General features: G+C 43.8%; 20 protein-coding genes. 6 read left to right on the forward strand and 14 right to left on the reverse strand.

The features are described 5' to 3' along the window. Window positions 1-47 precede the first annotated feature (47 nt). A complete protein-coding gene (locus tag R7Z49_RS04020; protein WP_005376234.1) occupies window positions 48-1,007 on the reverse strand; it encodes a diguanylate cyclase in 960 nt (319 codons plus the stop codon). A 273-nt stretch (window positions 1,008-1,280) separates the two neighbouring features. Between R7Z49_RS04020 and R7Z49_RS04025 the strand changes: the two genes are divergently transcribed. Then, the gene (locus R7Z49_RS04025) at window positions 1,281-1,718 is read left to right on the forward strand and encodes a DUF3069 domain-containing protein (protein ID WP_005376232.1); all 438 of its coding nucleotides are present in this window, start codon (window positions 1,281-1,283) and stop codon (window positions 1,716-1,718) included. Between the two features lie 76 nt (window positions 1,719-1,794). On the opposite strand, the gene modC is transcribed toward R7Z49_RS04025, so the two are convergent. From modC to R7Z49_RS04045, 4 genes are all read right to left on the reverse strand, one after another. Beyond that, a complete protein-coding gene (gene modC, locus R7Z49_RS04030) occupies window positions 1,795-2,901 on the reverse strand; it encodes a molybdenum ABC transporter ATP-binding protein ModC (RefSeq protein ID WP_017634620.1) in 1,107 nt (368 codons plus the stop codon). Beyond that, window positions 2,898-3,587: a molybdate ABC transporter permease subunit gene (modB, locus tag R7Z49_RS04035; protein WP_017634621.1), complete on the reverse strand. Its 690-nt coding sequence runs from the start codon at window positions 3,585-3,587 to the stop codon at window positions 2,898-2,900. The genes modC and modB overlap by 4 nt, the downstream gene beginning before the upstream one ends. Window positions 3,588-3,614: 27 nt before the next feature. Next, entirely contained in the window at window positions 3,615-4,370 is a 756-nt protein-coding gene (modA, locus tag R7Z49_RS04040) for a molybdate ABC transporter substrate-binding protein (RefSeq protein WP_017634622.1), read from the reverse strand. 69 nt (window positions 4,371-4,439) lie between these two features. Then, on the reverse strand, window positions 4,440-5,891 hold the full coding sequence (locus R7Z49_RS04045) for a cobyric acid synthase (RefSeq protein ID WP_047101159.1): 1,452 nt from the start codon (window positions 5,889-5,891) through the stop codon (window positions 4,440-4,442). 155 nt (window positions 5,892-6,046) lie between these two features. Here R7Z49_RS04045 and R7Z49_RS04050 point away from each other — a divergent pair, with 155 nt between their 5' ends. After that, the gene (locus R7Z49_RS04050; protein WP_005376220.1) at window positions 6,047-6,421 is read left to right on the forward strand and encodes a YgiW/YdeI family stress tolerance OB fold protein; all 375 of its coding nucleotides are present in this window, start codon (window positions 6,047-6,049) and stop codon (window positions 6,419-6,421) included. A 154-nt stretch (window positions 6,422-6,575) separates the two neighbouring features. Continuing rightward, on the forward strand, window positions 6,576-7,112 hold the full coding sequence (locus tag R7Z49_RS04055) for a hypothetical protein (RefSeq protein ID WP_017634623.1): 537 nt from the start codon (window positions 6,576-6,578) through the stop codon (window positions 7,110-7,112). 129 nt (window positions 7,113-7,241) lie between these two features. Here R7Z49_RS04055 and R7Z49_RS04060 read toward each other — a convergent pair whose 3' ends face one another. The 3 genes from R7Z49_RS04060 to R7Z49_RS04070 form a co-directional block, all read right to left on the reverse strand. After that, a complete protein-coding gene (locus R7Z49_RS04060) occupies window positions 7,242-7,925 on the reverse strand; it encodes an ATP-dependent zinc protease (protein WP_206957541.1) in 684 nt (227 codons plus the stop codon). Window positions 7,926-7,936: 11 nt separating this feature from the next. Further along, the gene (locus R7Z49_RS04065; RefSeq protein ID WP_017634625.1) at window positions 7,937-9,124 is read right to left on the reverse strand and encodes an aromatic amino acid transaminase; all 1,188 of its coding nucleotides are present in this window, start codon (window positions 9,122-9,124) and stop codon (window positions 7,937-7,939) included. A 155-nt stretch (window positions 9,125-9,279) separates the two neighbouring features. Beyond that, complete coding sequence (locus R7Z49_RS04070) at window positions 9,280-10,137, reverse strand: AraC family transcriptional regulator (RefSeq protein ID WP_054575975.1); 858 nt, start codon at window positions 10,135-10,137, stop codon at window positions 9,280-9,282. Between the two features lie 120 nt (window positions 10,138-10,257). On the opposite strand from R7Z49_RS04070, the gene R7Z49_RS04075 reads away from it, so the two are divergent. Further along, window positions 10,258-11,643, forward strand: a complete 1,386-nt coding sequence (locus R7Z49_RS04075) for an MATE family efflux transporter (protein WP_005388027.1) — start codon at window positions 10,258-10,260, stop codon at window positions 11,641-11,643. An 84-nt stretch (window positions 11,644-11,727) separates the two neighbouring features. Here the strand turns inward: R7Z49_RS04075 and nrdG are convergent, their stop codons facing one another. Then, on the reverse strand, window positions 11,728-12,198 hold the full coding sequence (nrdG, locus tag R7Z49_RS04080; protein ID WP_186585275.1) for an anaerobic ribonucleoside-triphosphate reductase-activating protein: 471 nt from the start codon (window positions 12,196-12,198) through the stop codon (window positions 11,728-11,730). 84 nt (window positions 12,199-12,282) lie between these two features. Next, window positions 12,283-14,403 (reverse strand): anaerobic ribonucleoside-triphosphate reductase, encoded by a 2,121-nt coding sequence (gene nrdD / locus R7Z49_RS04085; protein ID WP_138940298.1) that lies wholly within the window; start codon window positions 14,401-14,403, stop codon window positions 12,283-12,285. 309 nt (window positions 14,404-14,712) lie between these two features. On the opposite strand from nrdD, the gene R7Z49_RS04090 reads away from it, so the two are divergent. Further along, window positions 14,713-15,576, forward strand: a complete 864-nt coding sequence (locus R7Z49_RS04090; RefSeq protein ID WP_064369248.1) for an endonuclease/exonuclease/phosphatase family protein — start codon at window positions 14,713-14,715, stop codon at window positions 15,574-15,576. A 36-nt stretch (window positions 15,577-15,612) separates the two neighbouring features. On the opposite strand, the gene R7Z49_RS04095 is transcribed toward R7Z49_RS04090, so the two are convergent. From R7Z49_RS04095 to R7Z49_RS04105, 3 genes are read right to left on the reverse strand one after another with little or no spacing between them, the layout of a single operon-like run. After that, window positions 15,613-16,053: a YeeE/YedE family protein gene (locus R7Z49_RS04095; RefSeq protein WP_064369247.1), complete on the reverse strand. Its 441-nt coding sequence runs from the start codon at window positions 16,051-16,053 to the stop codon at window positions 15,613-15,615. 14 nt (window positions 16,054-16,067) lie between these two features. Further along, a complete protein-coding gene (locus R7Z49_RS04100) occupies window positions 16,068-16,481 on the reverse strand; it encodes a YeeE/YedE family protein (RefSeq protein ID WP_372058356.1) in 414 nt (137 codons plus the stop codon). 5 nt (window positions 16,482-16,486) lie between these two features. Continuing rightward, a complete protein-coding gene (locus R7Z49_RS04105) occupies window positions 16,487-16,777 on the reverse strand; it encodes an ArsR/SmtB family transcription factor (protein ID WP_005376206.1) in 291 nt (96 codons plus the stop codon). Window positions 16,778-16,928: 151 nt separating this feature from the next. Here R7Z49_RS04105 and R7Z49_RS04110 point away from each other — a divergent pair, with 151 nt between their 5' ends. After that, complete coding sequence (locus R7Z49_RS04110) at window positions 16,929-18,632, forward strand: FAD-dependent oxidoreductase (protein ID WP_318111370.1); 1,704 nt, start codon at window positions 16,929-16,931, stop codon at window positions 18,630-18,632. A gap of 67 nt (window positions 18,633-18,699) precedes the next feature. Here R7Z49_RS04110 and R7Z49_RS04115 read toward each other — a convergent pair whose 3' ends face one another. Next, complete coding sequence (locus R7Z49_RS04115) at window positions 18,700-19,398, reverse strand: aspartate/glutamate racemase family protein (protein WP_053349909.1); 699 nt, start codon at window positions 19,396-19,398, stop codon at window positions 18,700-18,702. Window positions 19,399-19,516: the final 118 nt, after the last annotated feature.

The following is a 19,516-nucleotide window of genomic DNA, read 5'->3' on the forward strand; positions in this document are numbered from 1 at the left end:
AAAAGTGACAACGCAACAAAAAGAGCGGCATTCATAAGGTTTTGTTTTTAAAGAGAATTAACTAAAGTATGTGTGTTTCTTCCCAAAGACTTCGAGGTATATAGCGCTTTATCAACGGTTGCATACAAGTCTGATTGCACTTCTTTCCCTGTCGGTTGAAAAACAAAAACACCCTGTGACACTGTCACTCTATTTGACACACTAGAATACTCATGTGGGTAATCGAGAAAATACATAGCCTCTTGTATACGCTCGGCTTCTCTTTCTGCTGTTTGAGTGTCGGTACACCCTAGCAACACGACAAACTCTTCTCCACCATATCGACCTACATATTCCCCAGAGCGACAAAACGTCGCCTTTAGTTGATTCGCAATCGCTTGCAAGCAACGGTCGCCTTCAATATGACCGTAATTATCATTAAACGGTTTAAAAAAATCGACGTCCAATAGAATCAAAGCCATTGGCATATTGTGACGGCCATGCCATGCAACCATCGATTCCAACTTATGGTCGATATAACGGCGGTTATAGAGTTTGGTTAGGCCATCTTCATTCGCTTGCTGAGTCAAAAGTTGATTAACTTGCTCTAATTGAGCTGTCGCTTGCTTAAGCTCTCGTCTCATATGAGCAATACGCTGCATTGCGATAAGTTTAGAGTTCAGTACCAGTTTATCTACCGGCTTAATTAAATAGTCATCACCGCCCGCGTCTATGGCTTTAGCAATCATTTCTGGCTCTTCGTGACTACTCAAGAAAATAATTGGGATCCAATCCGGAAACGTTTCTCTTATATGAAGAGAGACTTCAAAACCGTTCATATCTGGCATTGATATATCGAGTAACACCAGTTCCGGATCAAAACTCTCGTAGGTATTTAACGCCTCTAGTCCACTACCTACGGCTTTTACAATATGTCCAAGTTGCTTTAGACGAATAGCCAACTGCATCCTGTCTAGCTGAACATCGTCAACCAGAAGGATTCGCATCGATGTCCCTGTCGGTTGCATAACGCGTTCCATTTTTAATTATGTCTTTATTAAACATATACCATACTCATAGAGTTGTTGCATTCGACTAATAATTAAGTGCTATATTTTTGTTTGAATATCACGGAATCCATTGCATAAAGCAGTTAGACTGGATGTTACCCTATCTAATCATGGCCTGTGAGCAGAAGTTCAACAAACTCATTCACTTTGGTCATCTTGCGGACTAATGGGTATAGCTATTTGATGCATTTGGTATTAATATTCCCGCCTTTTTGTAATGAGAGACACACCATGTCAGAAGCAACTAACAGCGAAAGCAAAAAAATCGATCTAGCCAGCATTTCTCCAGAGCTACGTAAAGTTATCGAATTTGACGAAGTTCCAGAGCAAATGTTCGAAATGGTTACCTCTATCCATGAAGTGTCTGAAGAAGCGGTACGTGAATCATGGGACGAAATGCCAGCAAGCGCACAGAACATTCTAGACAACTTTGAACAGTTTCATGCTCTAGTTTCTGTAGGCCAAGCATTCGCTGGTATTAATGTGATGGAAGAGTTTCCTACTCTTAATCTGCCAGAAAACATGACAGATGAAGATAAAGAAGAATACCGTGCTCAACTACTTGATAATGTGCTTCACAACTGTGTGAAAGACATGGTTAAGCAACTTAAGAAAGCACGTCGTGACCCACTTCTTAAGCGTGAATTCAAAGAAGTATTCGCGAAGTAATTCCGACATTCTTCTAGTAACAAAGGCCGCACTTTGCGGCCTTTTTTGATCATGAAGCGTAAATCAGTCTAAACGGTTAATGAGGCGCTAGTGCCATATCTTTTTGTGTCACACTGACACCTTTAATTTGTGCAAAAACACGGCTACCAACTTTTAGGTTGAGATCATCAAGGGCCCACGGTGTGATCGTTGCCCACAAATAACATTTCTCGTCTAGCTTGAGTGATACATTAATACTCTGCTTGTCATCGGCTGCATTAAACACCTCGATGGAATCGACAATAGCAGGCAAAATATTTCGAATCGACGTCGCCTTGGACTGCTCGAGCGTGATAGAAACGTCGTTGGCACGCACTTGCAAGCGTATTGGCGTGTCTGGTGTTCCGTCAATCTTTTGCACCCACAGGAATACATTAGGTGCAAGGCTGATACAAGTCAGTGCATAACGTTCATGATGTTCAGCAATCCGGCCTTCAAATAAGCTGCTTTGCTCTGAGAAAGATTGCCATGGGCGCATAGCATGAGAAGCCCACACTTCCTCAAGCTTACCTGAACTCGAAATTTTACCTTGGTCAATAATTGCAAGGTGCTGAGCAAGCCTTAAAATTTCCTGGAGACTGTGTGTGACATAGATAATAGGAATATTTACCTTCTCCGACAACTCCTCAAGAAAAGGCATTACCTCACGCTTTCTTGGCATATCGAGTGAGGCAAGTGGCTCATCCATCAAAAGCAAATTGGGTTTAGATAGCAATGCGCGCGCAATCGCAACACGTTGCTTTTCACCACCAGAAAGTGATACCGGAAAGCGCTTTAGTAACGGTTTGATAGACAAGAGTTCGGTGACTGCATCAAAATACTCGTCATCTTTTTCTTTAACGCCATATAACAAATTGCCTTGAACCGAATAGTGAGGAAACAAACGTGAATCCTGAAACACATAACCAATACCACGCTTGTGCGTTGGTAGGTTGATTCCCTGTTCACTGTCAAACAAAACATGCTCACCAACCGCAACATACCCTTGCCTTGGAGTGACCAATCCGCTGATGATGTTAATCAACGTCGTTTTACCTGCACCAGATCGTCCAAACAAGGCACTAATTCCGTTACAAGGTAACTTAAGTTTGATGTCGAAGTCAGTCTCACCAAGCATTTGTTTAAATTGGACTTTAATCGTCATTGCTTCGCACCCAATCTGCTTGCCGCTTTACGATTTAGCCATTCAGAGATCATTAATGTAGACAAGGCTAACGCGATAGAAATGATACACAGACGAGCCGCCTGCATTTCTGCACCTGGCGTTTCAATAAAGTTGTACATTGCCAGCGGAATCGTTTGGGTCTCACCCGGAATGTTAGAGACGAAACTGATCGTCGCCCCGAATTCGCCAAGACTACGAGCAAATGACAGCATCGTGCCCGTAATAATTCCGGGAATGGTCAGTGGTAACGTGACGGTGAGAAACACTTTTAAAGGAGAAGCGCCTAACGTAGAGGCTGCGTGCTCCAATTTAGGGTCGACGCTATCTAAGCTTAAGCGTACTGAACGAACCATCAAAGGCAAAGCCACGACAAGACAAGCGACTACTGCCCCTTTCCAATTAAAGCTAAAGACTACCCCTAAGTTTTCATAGAGCCACTTTCCAAGGAACCCTTGTCGTCCTAAAGAAATCAACAACAAATAGCCGATTACCACTGGCGGCAATACCAGTGGTAAATGAATTAAGCTATCGAGAATCGATTTACCAAAGAACGTTTTTCGAGAAAGTAGCCAAGCAAGAAAAACGCCGAGAGGAATCAGCCAAAGTACTGCGTACGCGCCTACTTTGAGGCTTAACATTAAGGCTTGGTATTCCAGTTCTGTCACGCTTCGTTCCTATAATTGAAGGCCGGTTTATTGCTGAAAGCCATATTGAGCAAAAACGCGTGCGGCTTCGTCCGATTTTAGGTACTGGAAGAACTGCTCCGACTCAGTAGAATCATTCACAATTGCAGCCGGGTAAACAATAGCCGCATGCGTATCACTCGCAAATTCGCCGACAATTTTGACTTTATCAGTTAACTGAGCATCGGTTTTGTAGACCACACCTAAAGGCGCTTCTCCACGTTCAACCAACGCCAAAGCTAAGCGCACATTCTTTGCTGGTGCGACGTGAGTTTGAACCGCTTTCCATACACCCAGTGTAGTCAATGACTCTTTCGCGTACATACCAGCAGGTACTGACGTCGGATTGCCTAAAGCAAGACGATTTCCATGCAATGCCTTCTCCCATGCCTTTGCATCAGAAAAGTTAAATGAGGTTAATTCTGAAGACTGGGGAGCAATCAACACTAAGCTATTGCGCACTAGATTTGTGACATTGTCACGAAAAATGACGTCTTTATCGACCAAATAATCCATCCATTTCGTGTTCGCAGAAATGAATACATCCGCTGGTGCGCCATTGATAATTTGTCGAGCGATAGAAGAAGAACCACCATAAACGGGAGTGATAGAAACGTCATACTTTTCTTCAAAGTTTTGCGCGATCTCGTTAATCGCATTCGTCATAGAAGAGGCTGCATACACTTTTAGGTTCGTTGCTGCGTTTGCTGAAAATGAAATGCTTAATACTGCCGCAAGGCAAGCATGCTGTTTCCATGCTTTCATAGAGATACTCCAATACAAGGCAAGCGAAAGAACAGGTTATTTGAATATAAAGTTCAATCAGTTAATGTGCTATTTAAACAAAAAATCAAGGCGCATATGTTGTTCTATCGCATCTGCGATGCGATTAATGCCTTGCTCCTTTAACTCTTCAAAGTCTTGTTGTTTGATTTGGGTGCCGTTTACCCATTCTGATACCAGGCTTAAGACATCTGCCTCGTCAAAGAACCCGTGAAGGTAGGTTCCCATGATTTGGCCACACTCGCTGATCGCCCCCTCCGCTTCACCGGAACTGAATGTAAGAGGTTGCAGGCCCCGTACTTCACTTCGCCCTACGTGGATTTCATAACCCTTTACATTGGCTGTTTTGCCGTTAAGAGAAAGCTGTGCTTGTGTGTTTGTAAGCTGTTTGCTGTTAGTTAGCGTCGTAGTGATATCAAGCAACCCAAGTCCTTCGCTTTGACCTGGTTGGCCTTCGACGCCGTTTGGATCATCAATCAAGTTTCCAAGCATCTGGTAGCCTCCACAGATACCAATCACTTTTCCACCAAGACGAATATGACGCAAGATATCGTTATCCCACCCTTGGCTTCTTAGATACTCCAGATCGTCTCTCACTGATTTGGTCCCAGGCAAAATAACCAGGTCGGCTTTATCTATTTTTTCGCCTTTACCTACATAACGTAGATTGATGTCTGGATTCAATCGCAGCACATCAAAATCAGTATGATTACTAATCCGGGTTAAAACAGGCACAACAACATTCAGTTTTACCTCAGAGTGCAACTCTTGCTGTGCAGTGATCGCGTCTTCTGCTTCTAAATTCAAACCATGAAGAAAAGGAAGTACACCAAGTACAGGTTTACCTGTTTTTTCTTCTAGCCAATCGAGGCCCGATTGCAATAAACGAATATCACCTCGAAAACGGTTGATAACAAATCCTTTTACTCGCGCTTGTTCAGATTCAGAAAGTAACGCAAGTGTTCCGTACAAATGTGCAAACACTCCACCACGATCAATATCAGCAACAATGATCACTGGTACATCAGCGGCCTCAGCAAAACCCATGTTTGCAATATCGCCTTCTCGTAAATTGATTTCAGCAGGACTCCCCGCGCCCTCGATAATGATCGAATCAAATTCTTGAGTCAGACGAGAGAAGGAATCTAACACCGTATCCATCGCCACTTTCTTGTAATCATGAAAGCCAGCCGCATCCATATTGGAAATCGCCTTACCCTGCAAAATGATCTGAGCACCTGTATCACTGTTAGGTTTAATTAAAACCGGATTCATATGTACAGTTGGCTCAATATTACACGCCTGTGCCTGAACGGCCTGTGCTCGACCTATTTCACCGCCATCTTTGGTTACCGCACTATTTAGTGCCATGTTTTGTGGCTTAAATGGGGCAACATTTATCCCTTTTCGTGCTAATACACGGCATAAACCTGCCACAAGGACACTTTTTCCGGCATCCGAAGTGGTGCCTTGAACCATTAAAGATGGGATCGCTGATTTCATGAACATTTGTAAGGAATAGAGGAAGATGAACAATCATAACGTCATCGTCCCCACTTACTCAAGCAAATGAATAGAATATGAATGTTGAAATCATCATTGGTTCAAACAAGCCCTGCTTTAATGACCCCATCAAAACAAACCGATGAGGATGTAACATGAAAAAGAATACAATTATCGCAACAATCGCCGCCTTAGCTATTGCTCCTTCTATCGCGTTCGCGAAAGATAACGCTCAAAACCAATCAAACTTGCAGTTTAACGGTCCTGTCACTGTGGAAAAATTGGATGCCTTGCTAAACGACTCCAATATGTTTACTGAAAAAGATGTGGTCGTTGAAGGTAACTTATTGCGTCAAGTTCGCGCGGATAAGTTTGTCTTTAGCGATGGTTCCGGTGAAGTGATGGTCGAACTCGATGACGATATTCAGCTAAATACTCCGATTGATCACACGACTAAAGTCCGTCTGTTTGGCGAATTTGAAGGCGGGAACAAACCAGAGATTGAAGTCGAACAACTCGTGGTCATGTAAAACAAACCCCGATTGCTGTGCATATCAACATGATGTAGTGACGATTACAGCTAAATAATGACGGCAAGCACTTAAAATGATAGCTTTATCAATCTTGGTCTGCTTTTTGCAGACCATTTTTTTGTTCATTTTAATCATCTTGCCCGGAGACACCATGCTAGGTAAAGCTCTAAAGGTTGCAGCCTTTGGTTTGTGTGCTATTTTGCCACTTTCCGCACATGCAAATAATTTCAACTACAACACGATGGAATTTCGCATGGGCACTAGCCCTGGTACATTTGGTGGCGAGTTCAATACCTACTTTACAGAGAATACCCATTTCATTGCTCGCGCAGACAGTGAGTTTAGCGGAGACTGGGACATTGCTGGTGGTATAGGCTTTAATGGGCCAGCAGGCCAATTTGCAGATATTTATGGCCAAATGTTGGTACACAACATTAAAGAGAACGGCAGTGATAAAGTGGGTGACGAGTGGCGCACGGAAGTGAATATTGGTACTCGTATTTGGTTTATGCAAAATGTTGAGCTACATGGCCGTATCGGCCAAATCATAGATAATGACGATTCGAACACCATTTACAATCTGGGCGCACGATTCCACTCAACTCAGCAACTATCGCTTGGTGCAGATTTCAAAAATAATGGTGTCTATGGCCAGCAAATTGTAATGTCTGCTCGTTTTGCATTTTAGTGGACATGACTATGACTACCAGGGCATCACAAGCAAGCATATGATTCAATAAAAATGGCCTCCAATTTTGGAGGCCATTTTTTGTTAATCACGAATTATTAGCTTCTAGCAGAAACTAGCTGTAATACATCAGTTTTTAGCGGTTTTTTTAGGTTTATCTTGCACATATTTTTTCGATACATCTACAACGGCGATATCTCTAAAAAAGCTTCGACCAAGCAAAATTGGAAACGTCATATGTCCGCGATCGGCTAACGTAAACTCTGTCTTTTCTTTGTGATCCCCAACGGTAATGTAGGCTTTTACCACCGCTCGTTTATCCACCTCTTCTGACGAAGACTGCTTAACTTTAGCCCAGCGCTCAACGGGTACTTTAAATTCTTTGGTGTCTTTGTCACCTAAATCTATCTTAAATTTAACCCAGTCTTTACCATCACGCTCAAACGGAACAATGTCAGTCGCACTAATTGATGATGTTGTCGCACCTGTATCGACTCTAGCCTTGAAAGTCTGGTCAATTTCAGGAACATAAACCCATTCTTCAGAACCAAGAATTAACATGCCATCGGGTGTTTTTGTGACCTTGACTGGCTTCTTAGGCTTTGGTTCCGGCTTTTTCTCAGGTTTCGCTTCTGGTTTGGGCTCCACCTCAGGCTTTGGATCTACCTCAGGTTTCACTTCTGGCTCGACTTTAACGGGCGCTTCGACCTTTGGCGACTCTGGCTCAACAGGTTCCTGCGTCGTTTGAGTTGACGTACAAGCAATTAAACTGCCGCTCATCATAAGCGGCAGAATCAGTTTCCAGTTTTTCATCCACACTCCAATTAAGCTTGAGATACTTTCTTAATTGCGTCCGCTACGTATGGAATATGAGTTTCGGTAAGTCCGGCAATGTTAATTCGACCATCGCCAACACCATAAATGCCATAATCTTCACGCAGTTGCGCCATTTGGTTTCCACTAAAGCCTAGCACAGTAAACATGCCTTTGTGACCCTCAATGAAATCAAATTGATCTGTATTATGGTTGTTTCTCAACTCGTTACACAAACTTTGACGAAGGCTAACCAAACGATGTTGCATTTCACTCAATTCTTGCTTCCAAACGGAAGTGAGATTGTCATCTTGCAGAATGGTCTTGACTAAAGCTGCACCATGGTCGGGTGGCATCGTGTAAGTCGAGCGAGCTAGAGTGAGGAGTTTACCTTTTGCATTGGTTACATCATGCATGTTCTTACCAACCACAATCGCTGCACCAGTTCGTTCACGGTACAGACCAAAGTTCTTCGAACATGAAGTAGTAATCAACATCTCTTCAACGTTATCTGCCATAAAACGAAGACCTTTTGCGTCTTCTTCTAGGCCATCACCGAAGCCTTGGTAAGCAATGTCCACAAATGGGATGAAACCGTTCTTCTGCGACAATTCTGTAATGGCTTGCCAAGCAGAGAAGTCAATATCTGCACCAGTTGGGTTGTGGCAACAACCATGAAGAAGTACCACATCTGAAGGCCCAGCTTTCGCAAGATCATCCATCATTTTTGCGGTGTCTACTTGTTTCGTTTCCGAAGAGAAATAGTGGTAGAACTTAACTTTAAGGCCTGCTGCTTCCATCACTGGCTTGTGGTTTACGTAGCTTGGGTTGGAAATCCAAACCGTCGTATCTGGCTGTGCGATCTTCATTAGATCACCGAGCATACGCAGCGCACCACTTGCACCTGGCGTTTGAATAGCTGCAACACGATCCATTGCAGACGTTCCCGTCAGCAGCAAATCGATCATGCTTTTATTAAATTCTTCGCAACCCGCAAGACCAACATAAGACTTGGTTTTTTGAGTTTCAACAACGACATCCTGCGCCATTTGAATGGCTTTCATAATCGGCGTTTCGCCTGCGCTGTTTTTGTATACGCCAATGCCAAGGTCAACCTTGTTTGGACGTTCATCGTTACGGTATGCAACGGATAGAGATAAAATAGGATCTAATACGGGAGTTGGGAGATTAGAAAACATGAAAGTCATAACCCTTTGAAATTCAAGTACCGAACCTCACGTTAACACCATCGCAAAAAATGACGAAATGATTTTTCACTTATTTCATCAATTAGAGAACAAAATTCTGGATTGCGGTGAGTTTTGTGCGCTCTATCGTTCAGAAAAAGAACGATTCACTCCTCGTCGTACCAATCCACTCTACCGTTTTTTCTAAACTCTCTTGGTGTCATGGTTGACCACGCTTTAAAACGTGTACTAAAGTTTGCGCTGGTCGGATATCCGACTATTTCTCCAATATGCTGAATTGGCCATTCTGTTGAACGAAGTAACCTAGCAGCATATTCCATGCGCATACGCGTTAAATGTGCCATTGGGCTTCGACCAAACTGCTTTTGAGTCAGTCGATGCAAATGAGGCTCCGAACATGGATATAGAGCCGCCACCTGCTCAACGCTCCAATCCTTATGGAGCTGACGTTGGACAAGGTCAAATACACGCCGAAGCCTCAATTGGCTGCGTGATATCGACTCTGAGGGCGGCATGTTTAACATCAGCTCTAACTGAGCCACACTATGCTCACCTACCGCACCACCATAATCGATTGGAAGGTGAATGCTGCGTAGTAGTGTTTGGATACATGCATACATCACTTCAGGTGTAGATGAAAGCTGATAGCGAACATCGCATTCTAATATCGGCCACTCTCTATCAGTAGCAAGAAAAAGCCACGCGATCTGCCAAGGTTCTTCTTCTATACCAAAACCGTTTTCAACACCTGCGGGTACTGTAATCAACGAGCCCGGCTCCAAATCGTATCGATAAGTCCCACTCTCTAGCCACCCTTTACCACGCACCGTATAGAGCAGCATGTGTTTCTTTTGGTTTTTACGATAAACAGAGAAGAAGTCACGACAAGTGGCAATGCCGCACTGCACAATGCCTCTCTCCTCAAGTGCTAATACTCGACTGTGATCAATAAACTCTTGATAAGTTTTTTCTGAAATCGCGTAGCGTTCTTGTTTATCTTCCATGATTTATTGGCTCACATGTGCGTTAGTAGAGAGTTTTACAAAGGTTTTGGATTCCTTTGAAAAATACACCGCCAAATCATGAGGATAAACTACTCGCATTAATCTTTAAGGAGAAATGCGATGCTCTTAACACGCGAATACATCGATAAAGCATTTTGGCAAAAGCTGATTACGATTGGCCTACCTGTTTCACTTCAGTCCATGCTTTTTGCTTTGCTCGGCGTCGTGGATATTTTCATGGTAAGCCTACTCGGAGAATCTGCAACGGCAGCAGTTGGAGTTGGAAATCGTATCTTTTTCTTCAACCTAGCGGTTGTCTTTGGCCTGTGCGGTGCAGTTACCGTACTTGCTTCGCAATACTACGGCTCAGGAAACCTAGCCGGAATTCGCAGAACGTTGGCGCAATCTTGGTTTATTTCCATTTTGGTGACGCTGCCGTTTATCGTTCTTTATGCGATTTTTGATGAAGAGATCGTCTCTTTTATGTCAGACGATCCTGAATACGTCACTTATGCACGTGATTATCTTGTGGTTACGGGCTTTAGCCTCATTGCTACGGCGATAGTAGTACCGATTGAAGCGGTATTGCGCTCCGTGGGCCAAACCAAACTGGCAACCAACGTTAGTATCTCCGCCATTGTCGTTAACGTCGCGCTTAATTATGTTTTGATTTTTGGTTTATTTGGTTTCCCTCAATGGGGCGTATTTGGTGCAGCCGTAGGTAGTTTTGTTTCTCGATTTTTCCAAACCGCCGTCTTGATTTATTTTTTCTACAAACGATATGCTTACCTAATTCCGACTAAGTTCGATTGGGTACAAGGCCGCTTAAAACAGTATCGAAAAAAGTACTTTAAGGTTTCTTTACCCATGTTGGTCCACGATGCGCTTTGGACTGGTGGATTGATCGTTTACAGCATCATCTATGGTCAATTGGGCGTTTCAGAACTGGCGATCATCTCATTCTTATCACCGATTGAAGGGGTACTGATTTCAACCTTTATGGGATTTGCGGTCGCTGCATCCGTTCTTCTTGGGAATGATATTGGTGCAAAACATTATGACCGAGTCGAGAAAACGGCGTGGTGGTATGTGTTAACCAGCGCAATCTTAGCCACCTTGCTGTTTTTCCTAGTGTGGTTGAGCTCGCCCATGATTCATCACCTATTGGTACTGAGCCCGTTAACCGATGCAGACATGGCACTTAACGTATGTTTAGTCATGGCGCTAGGTATGATTTTGAGGGTGTTTAACATGGTTGGGATTGGCGGCGTACTAAAGAGTGGCGCTGATATTCGCTATAGCATTTTCATCGACACGTTCGGTCAGTGGGCTATTGGCATCCCCCTTACTTATTACACAGGCATGGTGTTAGGGCTGCCTTTGCATTTTGTCTTGATGTCTCTGCTCGCGGAAGAGTTAGTGAAAGGCGTACTGACGACTTACCGTATTCAATCTAAACGTTGGATAAATAATATGGTTGAAGATGACCAATCGGTGACGGCGTAACCAAAAAGACATTAACGAACTCACACCAAAAGGGCTCACCCGTTATGCACGCGTGAGCCCTTTTTATGTGCGGAGAATGCTTGATTAGATGTCCGTAAAGCGATGAATGATTTGGTTTGAACTGCCACGCCATTCGAGATTGAGGTCTTTCTTGTCTTGTTCAAACTTACCATCAATCAAAACATCGATGTATTGCACCACTTCCCTTTGCGCGTCATTCAGTTCCGTCAGCGTGTAGCCAGTCCAAACCCAAATGTCTTTACCTGGGCACTCCTCTCTCACCCTTTTCACTATCTTCAAAATATGAGGCACATTAGCAGGGTGAAGCGGATCTCCACCCGACAACGACAAGCCACGGCGTTTGATACGCGTGTCGTTTAAGTCAGCGATGATTTTGTCTTCCGCTTCTTGCGTGAAAAGTGCACCAGAATCCAAACGTTGCGTCGACTGGTTATAACAGCCACGGCACTGATGCACACAACCCGACACAAACAGCGTGCAGCGCGTACCCGGTCCGTTAACAACGTCAATTGGATAGTATTGGTGATAATTCATAATGCGTCTCTGTGTTATCGCGAAAGAGAAAATCAACCTGTTTAAAGTTGATTTTCAAAGTGTTAAAACGAGTGGTAGTAAACCTTACAGGTGTTTAACTCGGCGCTTCACTTCTTCTTGCTTACCGAAGTTAAACGGGCGTGCATCTGGGCTGCCTAGGTAGCCACAAACTCGACGTGTTACTGATACTTTGGTTGAATCATGGTTGCCACAGCTTGGGCAAGTGAAGCCTTTACTTGTACAGTCAAACTCGCCGTTGTAGCCACACTCGTAACACTCATCAATTGGCGTGTTTGTACCGTAGTAAGGCACTCGGGTGTAACTGTAATCCCATACGTTTTCTAGTGCTTCAACGTTGCGTTGCATGTTCGGGAACTCGCCGTAACAGATAAAGCCGCCGCTTGAGATTTCTGGATAAGGCATCTCAAAGTCGATCTTGTCGTATGGGTTCACCTTCTTCTCTACATCCAAGTGGAAGCTGTTGGTGTAGTAACCTTTGTCTGTTACGCCATCAATCACACCGAACTCTTTTGCATCGATGCGGCAGAAACGGCTGCATAGGTTTTCACTTGGCGTTGCATATAAGCTGAAGCCATAGCCAGTTTCGTCAGCCCATTGATTCACAGCATCTTTTAGATGCTTGATGATAGCGACCGCTTTTTCACGCAAAACAGCGTCATCATAAACGTGCGCTTCTGTACCGAATAGCGCGTTAATTGTCTCGTGTACACCGATGTAACCAAGAGAAATAGACGCACGACCGTTCTTGAAGATATCTGCGATTGAGTCGTCTGCTTTCAAGCGAACACCACATGCGCCTTCCATGTATAGGATTGGGGCCACACGTGCTTTCACGTTTTCAAGGCGAGAGATACGTGTCTCTAGTGCTTTACGAGCAAGACGTAGGCGGTCATTTAGAAGCTCGTAGAATTTCTCTTCGCTTCCGTTTGCACGGATAGCGATACGAGGAAGGTTCAAGCTCACGACGCCAAGGTTGTTACGACCTTCGTGAATCAGCTCACCGTTTTCTTCGTAAGTACCAAGGAAGCTACGGCAACCCATTGGCGTTTTGAATGAACCGGTTACTTCCACTACTTTGTCGTAGTTAAGAATGTCTGGGTACATACGCTTAGACGCACACTCAAGCGCAAGTTGCTTGATGTCGTAGTTTGGATCTTCTGATTTGTGGTTCAAACCATCTTTGATGCCGAATACAAGTTTAGGGAATACCGCTGTTTTACGGTTCTTGCCTAGACCTGCAATACGATTCTTCAGAATCGATTTCTGGATCAGGCGTGATGCCCAGCTTGTACCAAGACCAAAACCGAACGTAACGAATGGGGTTTGACCGTTCGCTGTATGCAGCGTGTTTACTTCGTATTCTAGAGATTGAAATGCGTCGTAACACTCTTTCTCAGTGCGCGCTTTTGCGAACTCTTCTGGCTCAGCAATGTTCCACTCTTTTGCAATCTCTAGGTGTTTCTCGTAGCTTGTGATTACGTACGGTTCTAGAACCTCATCAATACGGTTGATGGTTGTACCGCCGTAAATGTGGCTCGCGACTTGAGCAATGATTTGTGCTGTTACCGCTGTTGCAGTCGAAATTGATTTTGGCGTATCAATCTCAGCGTTACCCATTTTAAAACCATGCGTCAGCATGCCTTTAAGATCGATAAGCATACAGTTAAACATTGGGAAGAACGGTGCGTAGTCTAAATCGTGGTAGTGAATGTCACCCACTTCGTGCGCTTGAACCACATCGCGAGGAAGAATGTGCGTCTTCGCGTAGTGTTTCGCTACGATACCAGCCAACAAGTCACGTTGAGTCGGAATTACTTTGCCGTCTTTGTTCGCGTTCTCGTTGATTAGATCCAGATTACTTTCTTCAATCAAACCTTCGATTTCGCGAGTTAGTGCACTTTGCTTCTCACGAGCGATGTCGCGATCGTGGCGATATTCAATGTAAGAACGCGCTAGGGCTTTGTAAGGACCTTGCATGAGTTCATTTTCGACTAAGTCTTGAATCTCATGGATGTGAACTTCATCGTGTTCTCTTAACTGTAACTCGACAGCAAGAGCCACATTAAGAGCATAAATAGCGACATCTTTATCTTTGTTTTCCGCTGCTGCTTCAACTGCTGCTTGGATACGATCCCTGTTGAACGGAGCTCTTGATCCGTCGCGTTTGATTACGATTGGTTTCACCTTGTTCTCCTTACCCGAGCATACTCACAGAGTTATCCACAAACACACTATATGGGGTTATTTTTTATTCTAGCAACACAATATATTGTGGCGTATTTAACGAGAAGCACCACTCAAAAACATTGATTTTGATCAATAAAGATTGGCTAGCGAACAAGAAGAAATCGATCTTATTGGCGTTGATCTCAGTTGCGAAGAAAACCATGAAAATTGCAAAATTGGTACTAAATCTACTTGCTATTTTTGGAGGTCTTGTAGGATAAAGGATGGAAAGGAATACGCTAAAAGATAGGAGTGCAACAGGCCAAAATGCGATCACTTTTTGTTACGTTAATATTACTTTTTAGTTCTCTTTCATTTGCTCAAAACTCCATCAATCTAACCAGTTGGAACATAGAATGGTTATCTATAGATGGTGGAAAAGTGTCGAGAACACCACAAGATTTTGAAAAACTGACCCACTATGTGGATAAAACACAAGCCGACATTCTTGCTTTTCAAGAAGTCGAAAGCGTCGCTGCAATGCAAAAAGCTGTTGGCAATGACTTCACTATTTATCTTTCCGATCGTTCAAACGCCTCCAACCGACACCTTCAGTTTAACGACACCAACCAATACACAGGCTTTGCCGTGCGCAATGGCGTAAGCGTATTAGACAAGCCAGACTTCTCTATCACACGAGGCAACAGCAAGCTGCGCTTCGCGAGCTACCTTGTTTTAAATCCAAACCAAGAAAACGAGACTCACCTACTCTCTGTACATCTGAAAGCGGGTTGCAGTGGCGCGTATCGTAATAACCGCGATTGTAAGATAGTGAAACAACAAGGACAGGCACTAGCTAAGTGGATAAAGGCGCGCGAGGACAACAAACAACATTATGTCGTGCTTGGCGACTTTAACCACAACTTGGGTTATCAAGGAGATTGGTTATGGGACGTGATATCAGACAATACTAGTGCAAAGCTAGTGACTAAAGACACTAAAGCGGAATGTAAAGTGCGTTCTAATCGTAATCCGAATAAAACCCACCAATTCCGCTCGGTGATAGACCACATTATTGTGAGTGGTGATTTAAAGGCGTCGTCTGGTGTTCAAACCGTTTTCAAAACACAAGATGTACTCGACTATAAACTGAGTGACCATTGCCCGGTTTCTACGACACTCACTTTTTAGCGTTTAAGTACTATTTTTAATGTTGAAGTACTTTCTTTATTGACGAACCACTCTTTTAGCGGTGAATGACCCAGCCAACATTGCCGCTATAAAGAGCAGAACTTGTGTGTTGCCAGTGAAAAGGCTGGCAACCGCAGGACCAGGACACACACCCAGTAACCCCCAACCAATACCAAACAGTACAGCACCACCGACTAACTTTTTGTCTATCGCTTTAGAAGTTGGGCATACAATCTCATCACCAAACACAGATTCGCTTCTTGGCTTTATTAATAAAAGATAAGCTGGAACGAACACCGCAAGTGCTCCGCCCATTACAAAGGCTAAGCTTGGATCCCATGCTCCAGTAATATCGAGAAAGCCAATCACTTTTGCCGGTTCAGCCATACCAGAGACCACCATACCAATACCAAAGAGCACACCAGAAAATGCAACAACGGACATTTGCTTAATACTTTTCATTACATGAGTTTTCATAACGGCACTATTCCTCACGATACTAGCAAGACGGTTAACATGGCTGTGGCCATAAAAGTACACGTCGCGACCACAGAACGGATTGAGAAACGCCCTATCCCACAAATGCCATGACCACTAGTACAACCATTGCCGATACGCGTACCGACACCGACTAACAAGCCAGCAACGATAACTAAAACAACAGAACCGCTGTACTGTTCTGGTACATGCCCGCCAAGAACATAAACAGCAAACACGCCACCTAATACCATCGCAATTAAAAAAACAATGCGCCAAACGCGATCTGCGTTCTCAACGGCACCGTTTAAGATCCCACTGATCCCAGCAGTCTTGCCAGTAAATAGCATCAGTGTTATCGCTGATACGCCAACTATTATGCCGCCCAACAGCGACATCCAAGGAACTTCAAACATAGCAACCGCCAAACTAATTACTTACAGAAAACTTGCTTAAAGGCCTCAACCAGCGGACCAACTCTTTCATCAGAAATTGAATAAAATACCTGCTGAGAAACTTTTCTAGCTTTAATAATGTCGTGCTTTCTCAATACGGTGAGATGTTGTGAAAAAGCAGATTGGCTTAATGATGAACCTTCAAACAGTTCACCGACCCCTTTCTCGCCCTCAATCAGCTTACACATCACGATTAGGCGCTCTGGATGAGCCATAATTTTAAGCAGCTCACTCGCTTCGGTCGCACTTTGTAGCATACTGTCGCCCATTCTTATGCCTCTTCATTACTACATTACATTTTATTAGATATTACTAATTAATATTATTAAGTCAATGCTAATGTAGATTAAATAACATTAGACTTAGCTAATTTATTTAAGTAAGGTGTAGGCGTTTTCGATCATTCAGCAGGAGAAATCCATGAGCAAAATCGTGATTATTGGTGGGGTTGCTGGCGGTGCATCTGCAGCAGCTCGCGCTCGTCGTCTTAGTGAAGACGCAGAAATCATTATGTTTGAACGCGGTCCATTTGTGTCATTTGCAAACTGTGGCTTACCCTATCACATTGGTGGTGATATCCAAGAGCGCAGCAAACTGCTTCTTCAAACGCCTGAGAGCTTTTTAGCGCGTTTCAATGTTGATGTCCGTGTGATGAACGAAGTGGTTTCTATTAACCGTCAAGACAAAACGGTTACGGTTAAGAATTTGCTTGATGGCTCGGAATACCAAGAGAGCTACGACTTTCTTCTACTCAGCCCTGGCGCAGGTCCAGTTGTGCCGCCTATTCCGGGTATTGATAACCCGTTAACGCACTCGCTGCGCAATATTCCAGATATGGATCGCATCATTAAAACGATCGAAACCAACAAAGTTGAACACGCTACGGTCGTTGGTGGTGGTTTTATCGGTTTGGAAATGATGGAAGCCTTCCACCAGCTAGGCATAAAAACCACATTAGTTGAAATGGCGGATCAAGTGATGACGCCCGTTGACCGTGAAATGGCTGGCTTCGCACATGCTGAAATTCGTGAGAAAGGCATCGACCTTAAACTTGGCGTCGCACTTGAGTCGGTGAAATTCGTACCTAACGAGCACGTGGCAAGTTTCGACTCTGGTGAGAGCGAAAAACACCAACATCTAGAAGGTGAATTGGAATTAACACTAAACAACGGTGAAAGACTCACCACCGATATTTTGATTATGGCAATTGGTGTTCGCCCCGAGACCAAATTAGCGAAAGAAGCTGGCTTAGAAATCGGCGCTCTTGGTGGTATTTATACCAATGAATACATGCAAACCAGCGATCCTTCGATCTACGCTGTCGGCGACGCGGTAGAAGAGAAAGACTTTGTGACTGGCGAGCAAATTCTAGTGCCACTTGCGGGCCCGGCAAACCGTCAAGGCCGAATGGCAGCAGACAACATGCTTGGCCGCCAAGAAACTTACCAAGGTACGCAAGGCACGGCGATCTGTAAGATTTTTGATTTAGCCGTCGCTTCTACTGGTAAAAACGAGAAACAGCTGAAACGTGAAAACATCGCTTATGAAAAAGTGTATGTGCATACAGCAAGTCACGCGAGTTACTACCCAGGTGCAGAAACCGTGTCATTCAAAATGCTGTTTGATCCAGTAACAGGTAAAATATTAGGTGCGCAAGCAGTAGGTAAAGACGGTGTTGATAAACGTATCGACGTAATGGCAGTTGCTCAGCGTGCTGGTATGACGGTAGAGCAACTGCAACACCTCGAGCTCACTTACGCGCCACCTTATGGCTCTGCTAAAGATGTAATTAACCAAGCGGCGTTTGTGGCAAATAACATCATCAAAGGCGATGCGACCGCGATTCATTATGATGAAATGGATTCACTGACAGAAGACCAACTGTTACTTGATGTTCGTAATCCTGGTGAATTGGAGTCCGTTGGTTATCTTGAAGGTGCAATTAATATTCCTGTCGATCAACTACGTCGTCGCATGCACGAACTTCCTAAAGACAAAGAGATCGTGATTTACTGTCAAGTTGGGTTACGCGGTAACGTAGCATACCGTCAGCTGGTCAACAATGGTTACAAAGCCCGCAACTTGATTGGTGGATACAGAACTCTCAAATTTGCTCGCTTATAACTTGATAATAAAAAAGAGAAAACCACGTGCTTGGTTTTCTCTTTTTTTGCAGGAAAGAAAGCGTAGATCATTCACCTTCAATTGCCAAACGGACTGCTGCTTGAGCATGGATAGAAGTGGTATCGAGTAGTGTAACATCGGTGTGACTTTGGTTTACAAGTAAGGCAATTTCAGTACACCCGAGAATCACAGCTTCAGCTCCGTGCTCTTTTAGTTTTTCAATAATTTGCAAGTATATCGTCCTTGACTCCTCTTTGATTTCACCTTGGCATAACTCTTTATAAATAATGTTATGTACTTTAGAGCGGTCGTCTTGATCGGGAATGACGACATCAAGCCCATAACGGTCGGAAAGCCTTCCTTTATAAAAGTCTTGCTCCATTGTGAATTGAGTACCAAGGAGTCCGACCTTTTGAACCCCTTTCTCACGAAGTAACTCAGCAGTCGCGTCTGCGATATGTAGTATGGGGATATTAATACTGGCTTCAATTTGAGGCGCAACTTTGTGCATTGTGTTAGTACAAATAAGAATGAAGTCAGCGCCCCCTTTTTCTATTAAAGATGCAGCATCAGATAGAATGCTTGCCGTTTCTTCCCATTTACCTTGATGTTGAAGTTTCTCTATCTCCGAAAAATTCACGCTATACATACAAATTTTTGCGGAATTTAGGCCGCCTAACGCCTCTTTGACTCCTTCGTTGATCAATTTGTAATAACTAAGCGTCGACTCCCAGCTCATACCACCTAGAAGACCGATAGTTTTCATATAACTCTCCAATCGTTATACACCACCGTGCCAGGGGGGTTTTTACAAAAAAAATCAGCCACTTAAATAAGCAGCATTCAAGCGTCTTCACTATTGAGCATTGGGTAACACGAAAATA

Origin of the sequence: Vibrio sp. 1562, from assembly GCF_033340155.1 — a bacterium.
GTDB lineage: Bacteria > Pseudomonadota > Gammaproteobacteria > Enterobacterales > Vibrionaceae > Vibrio > Vibrio alginolyticus.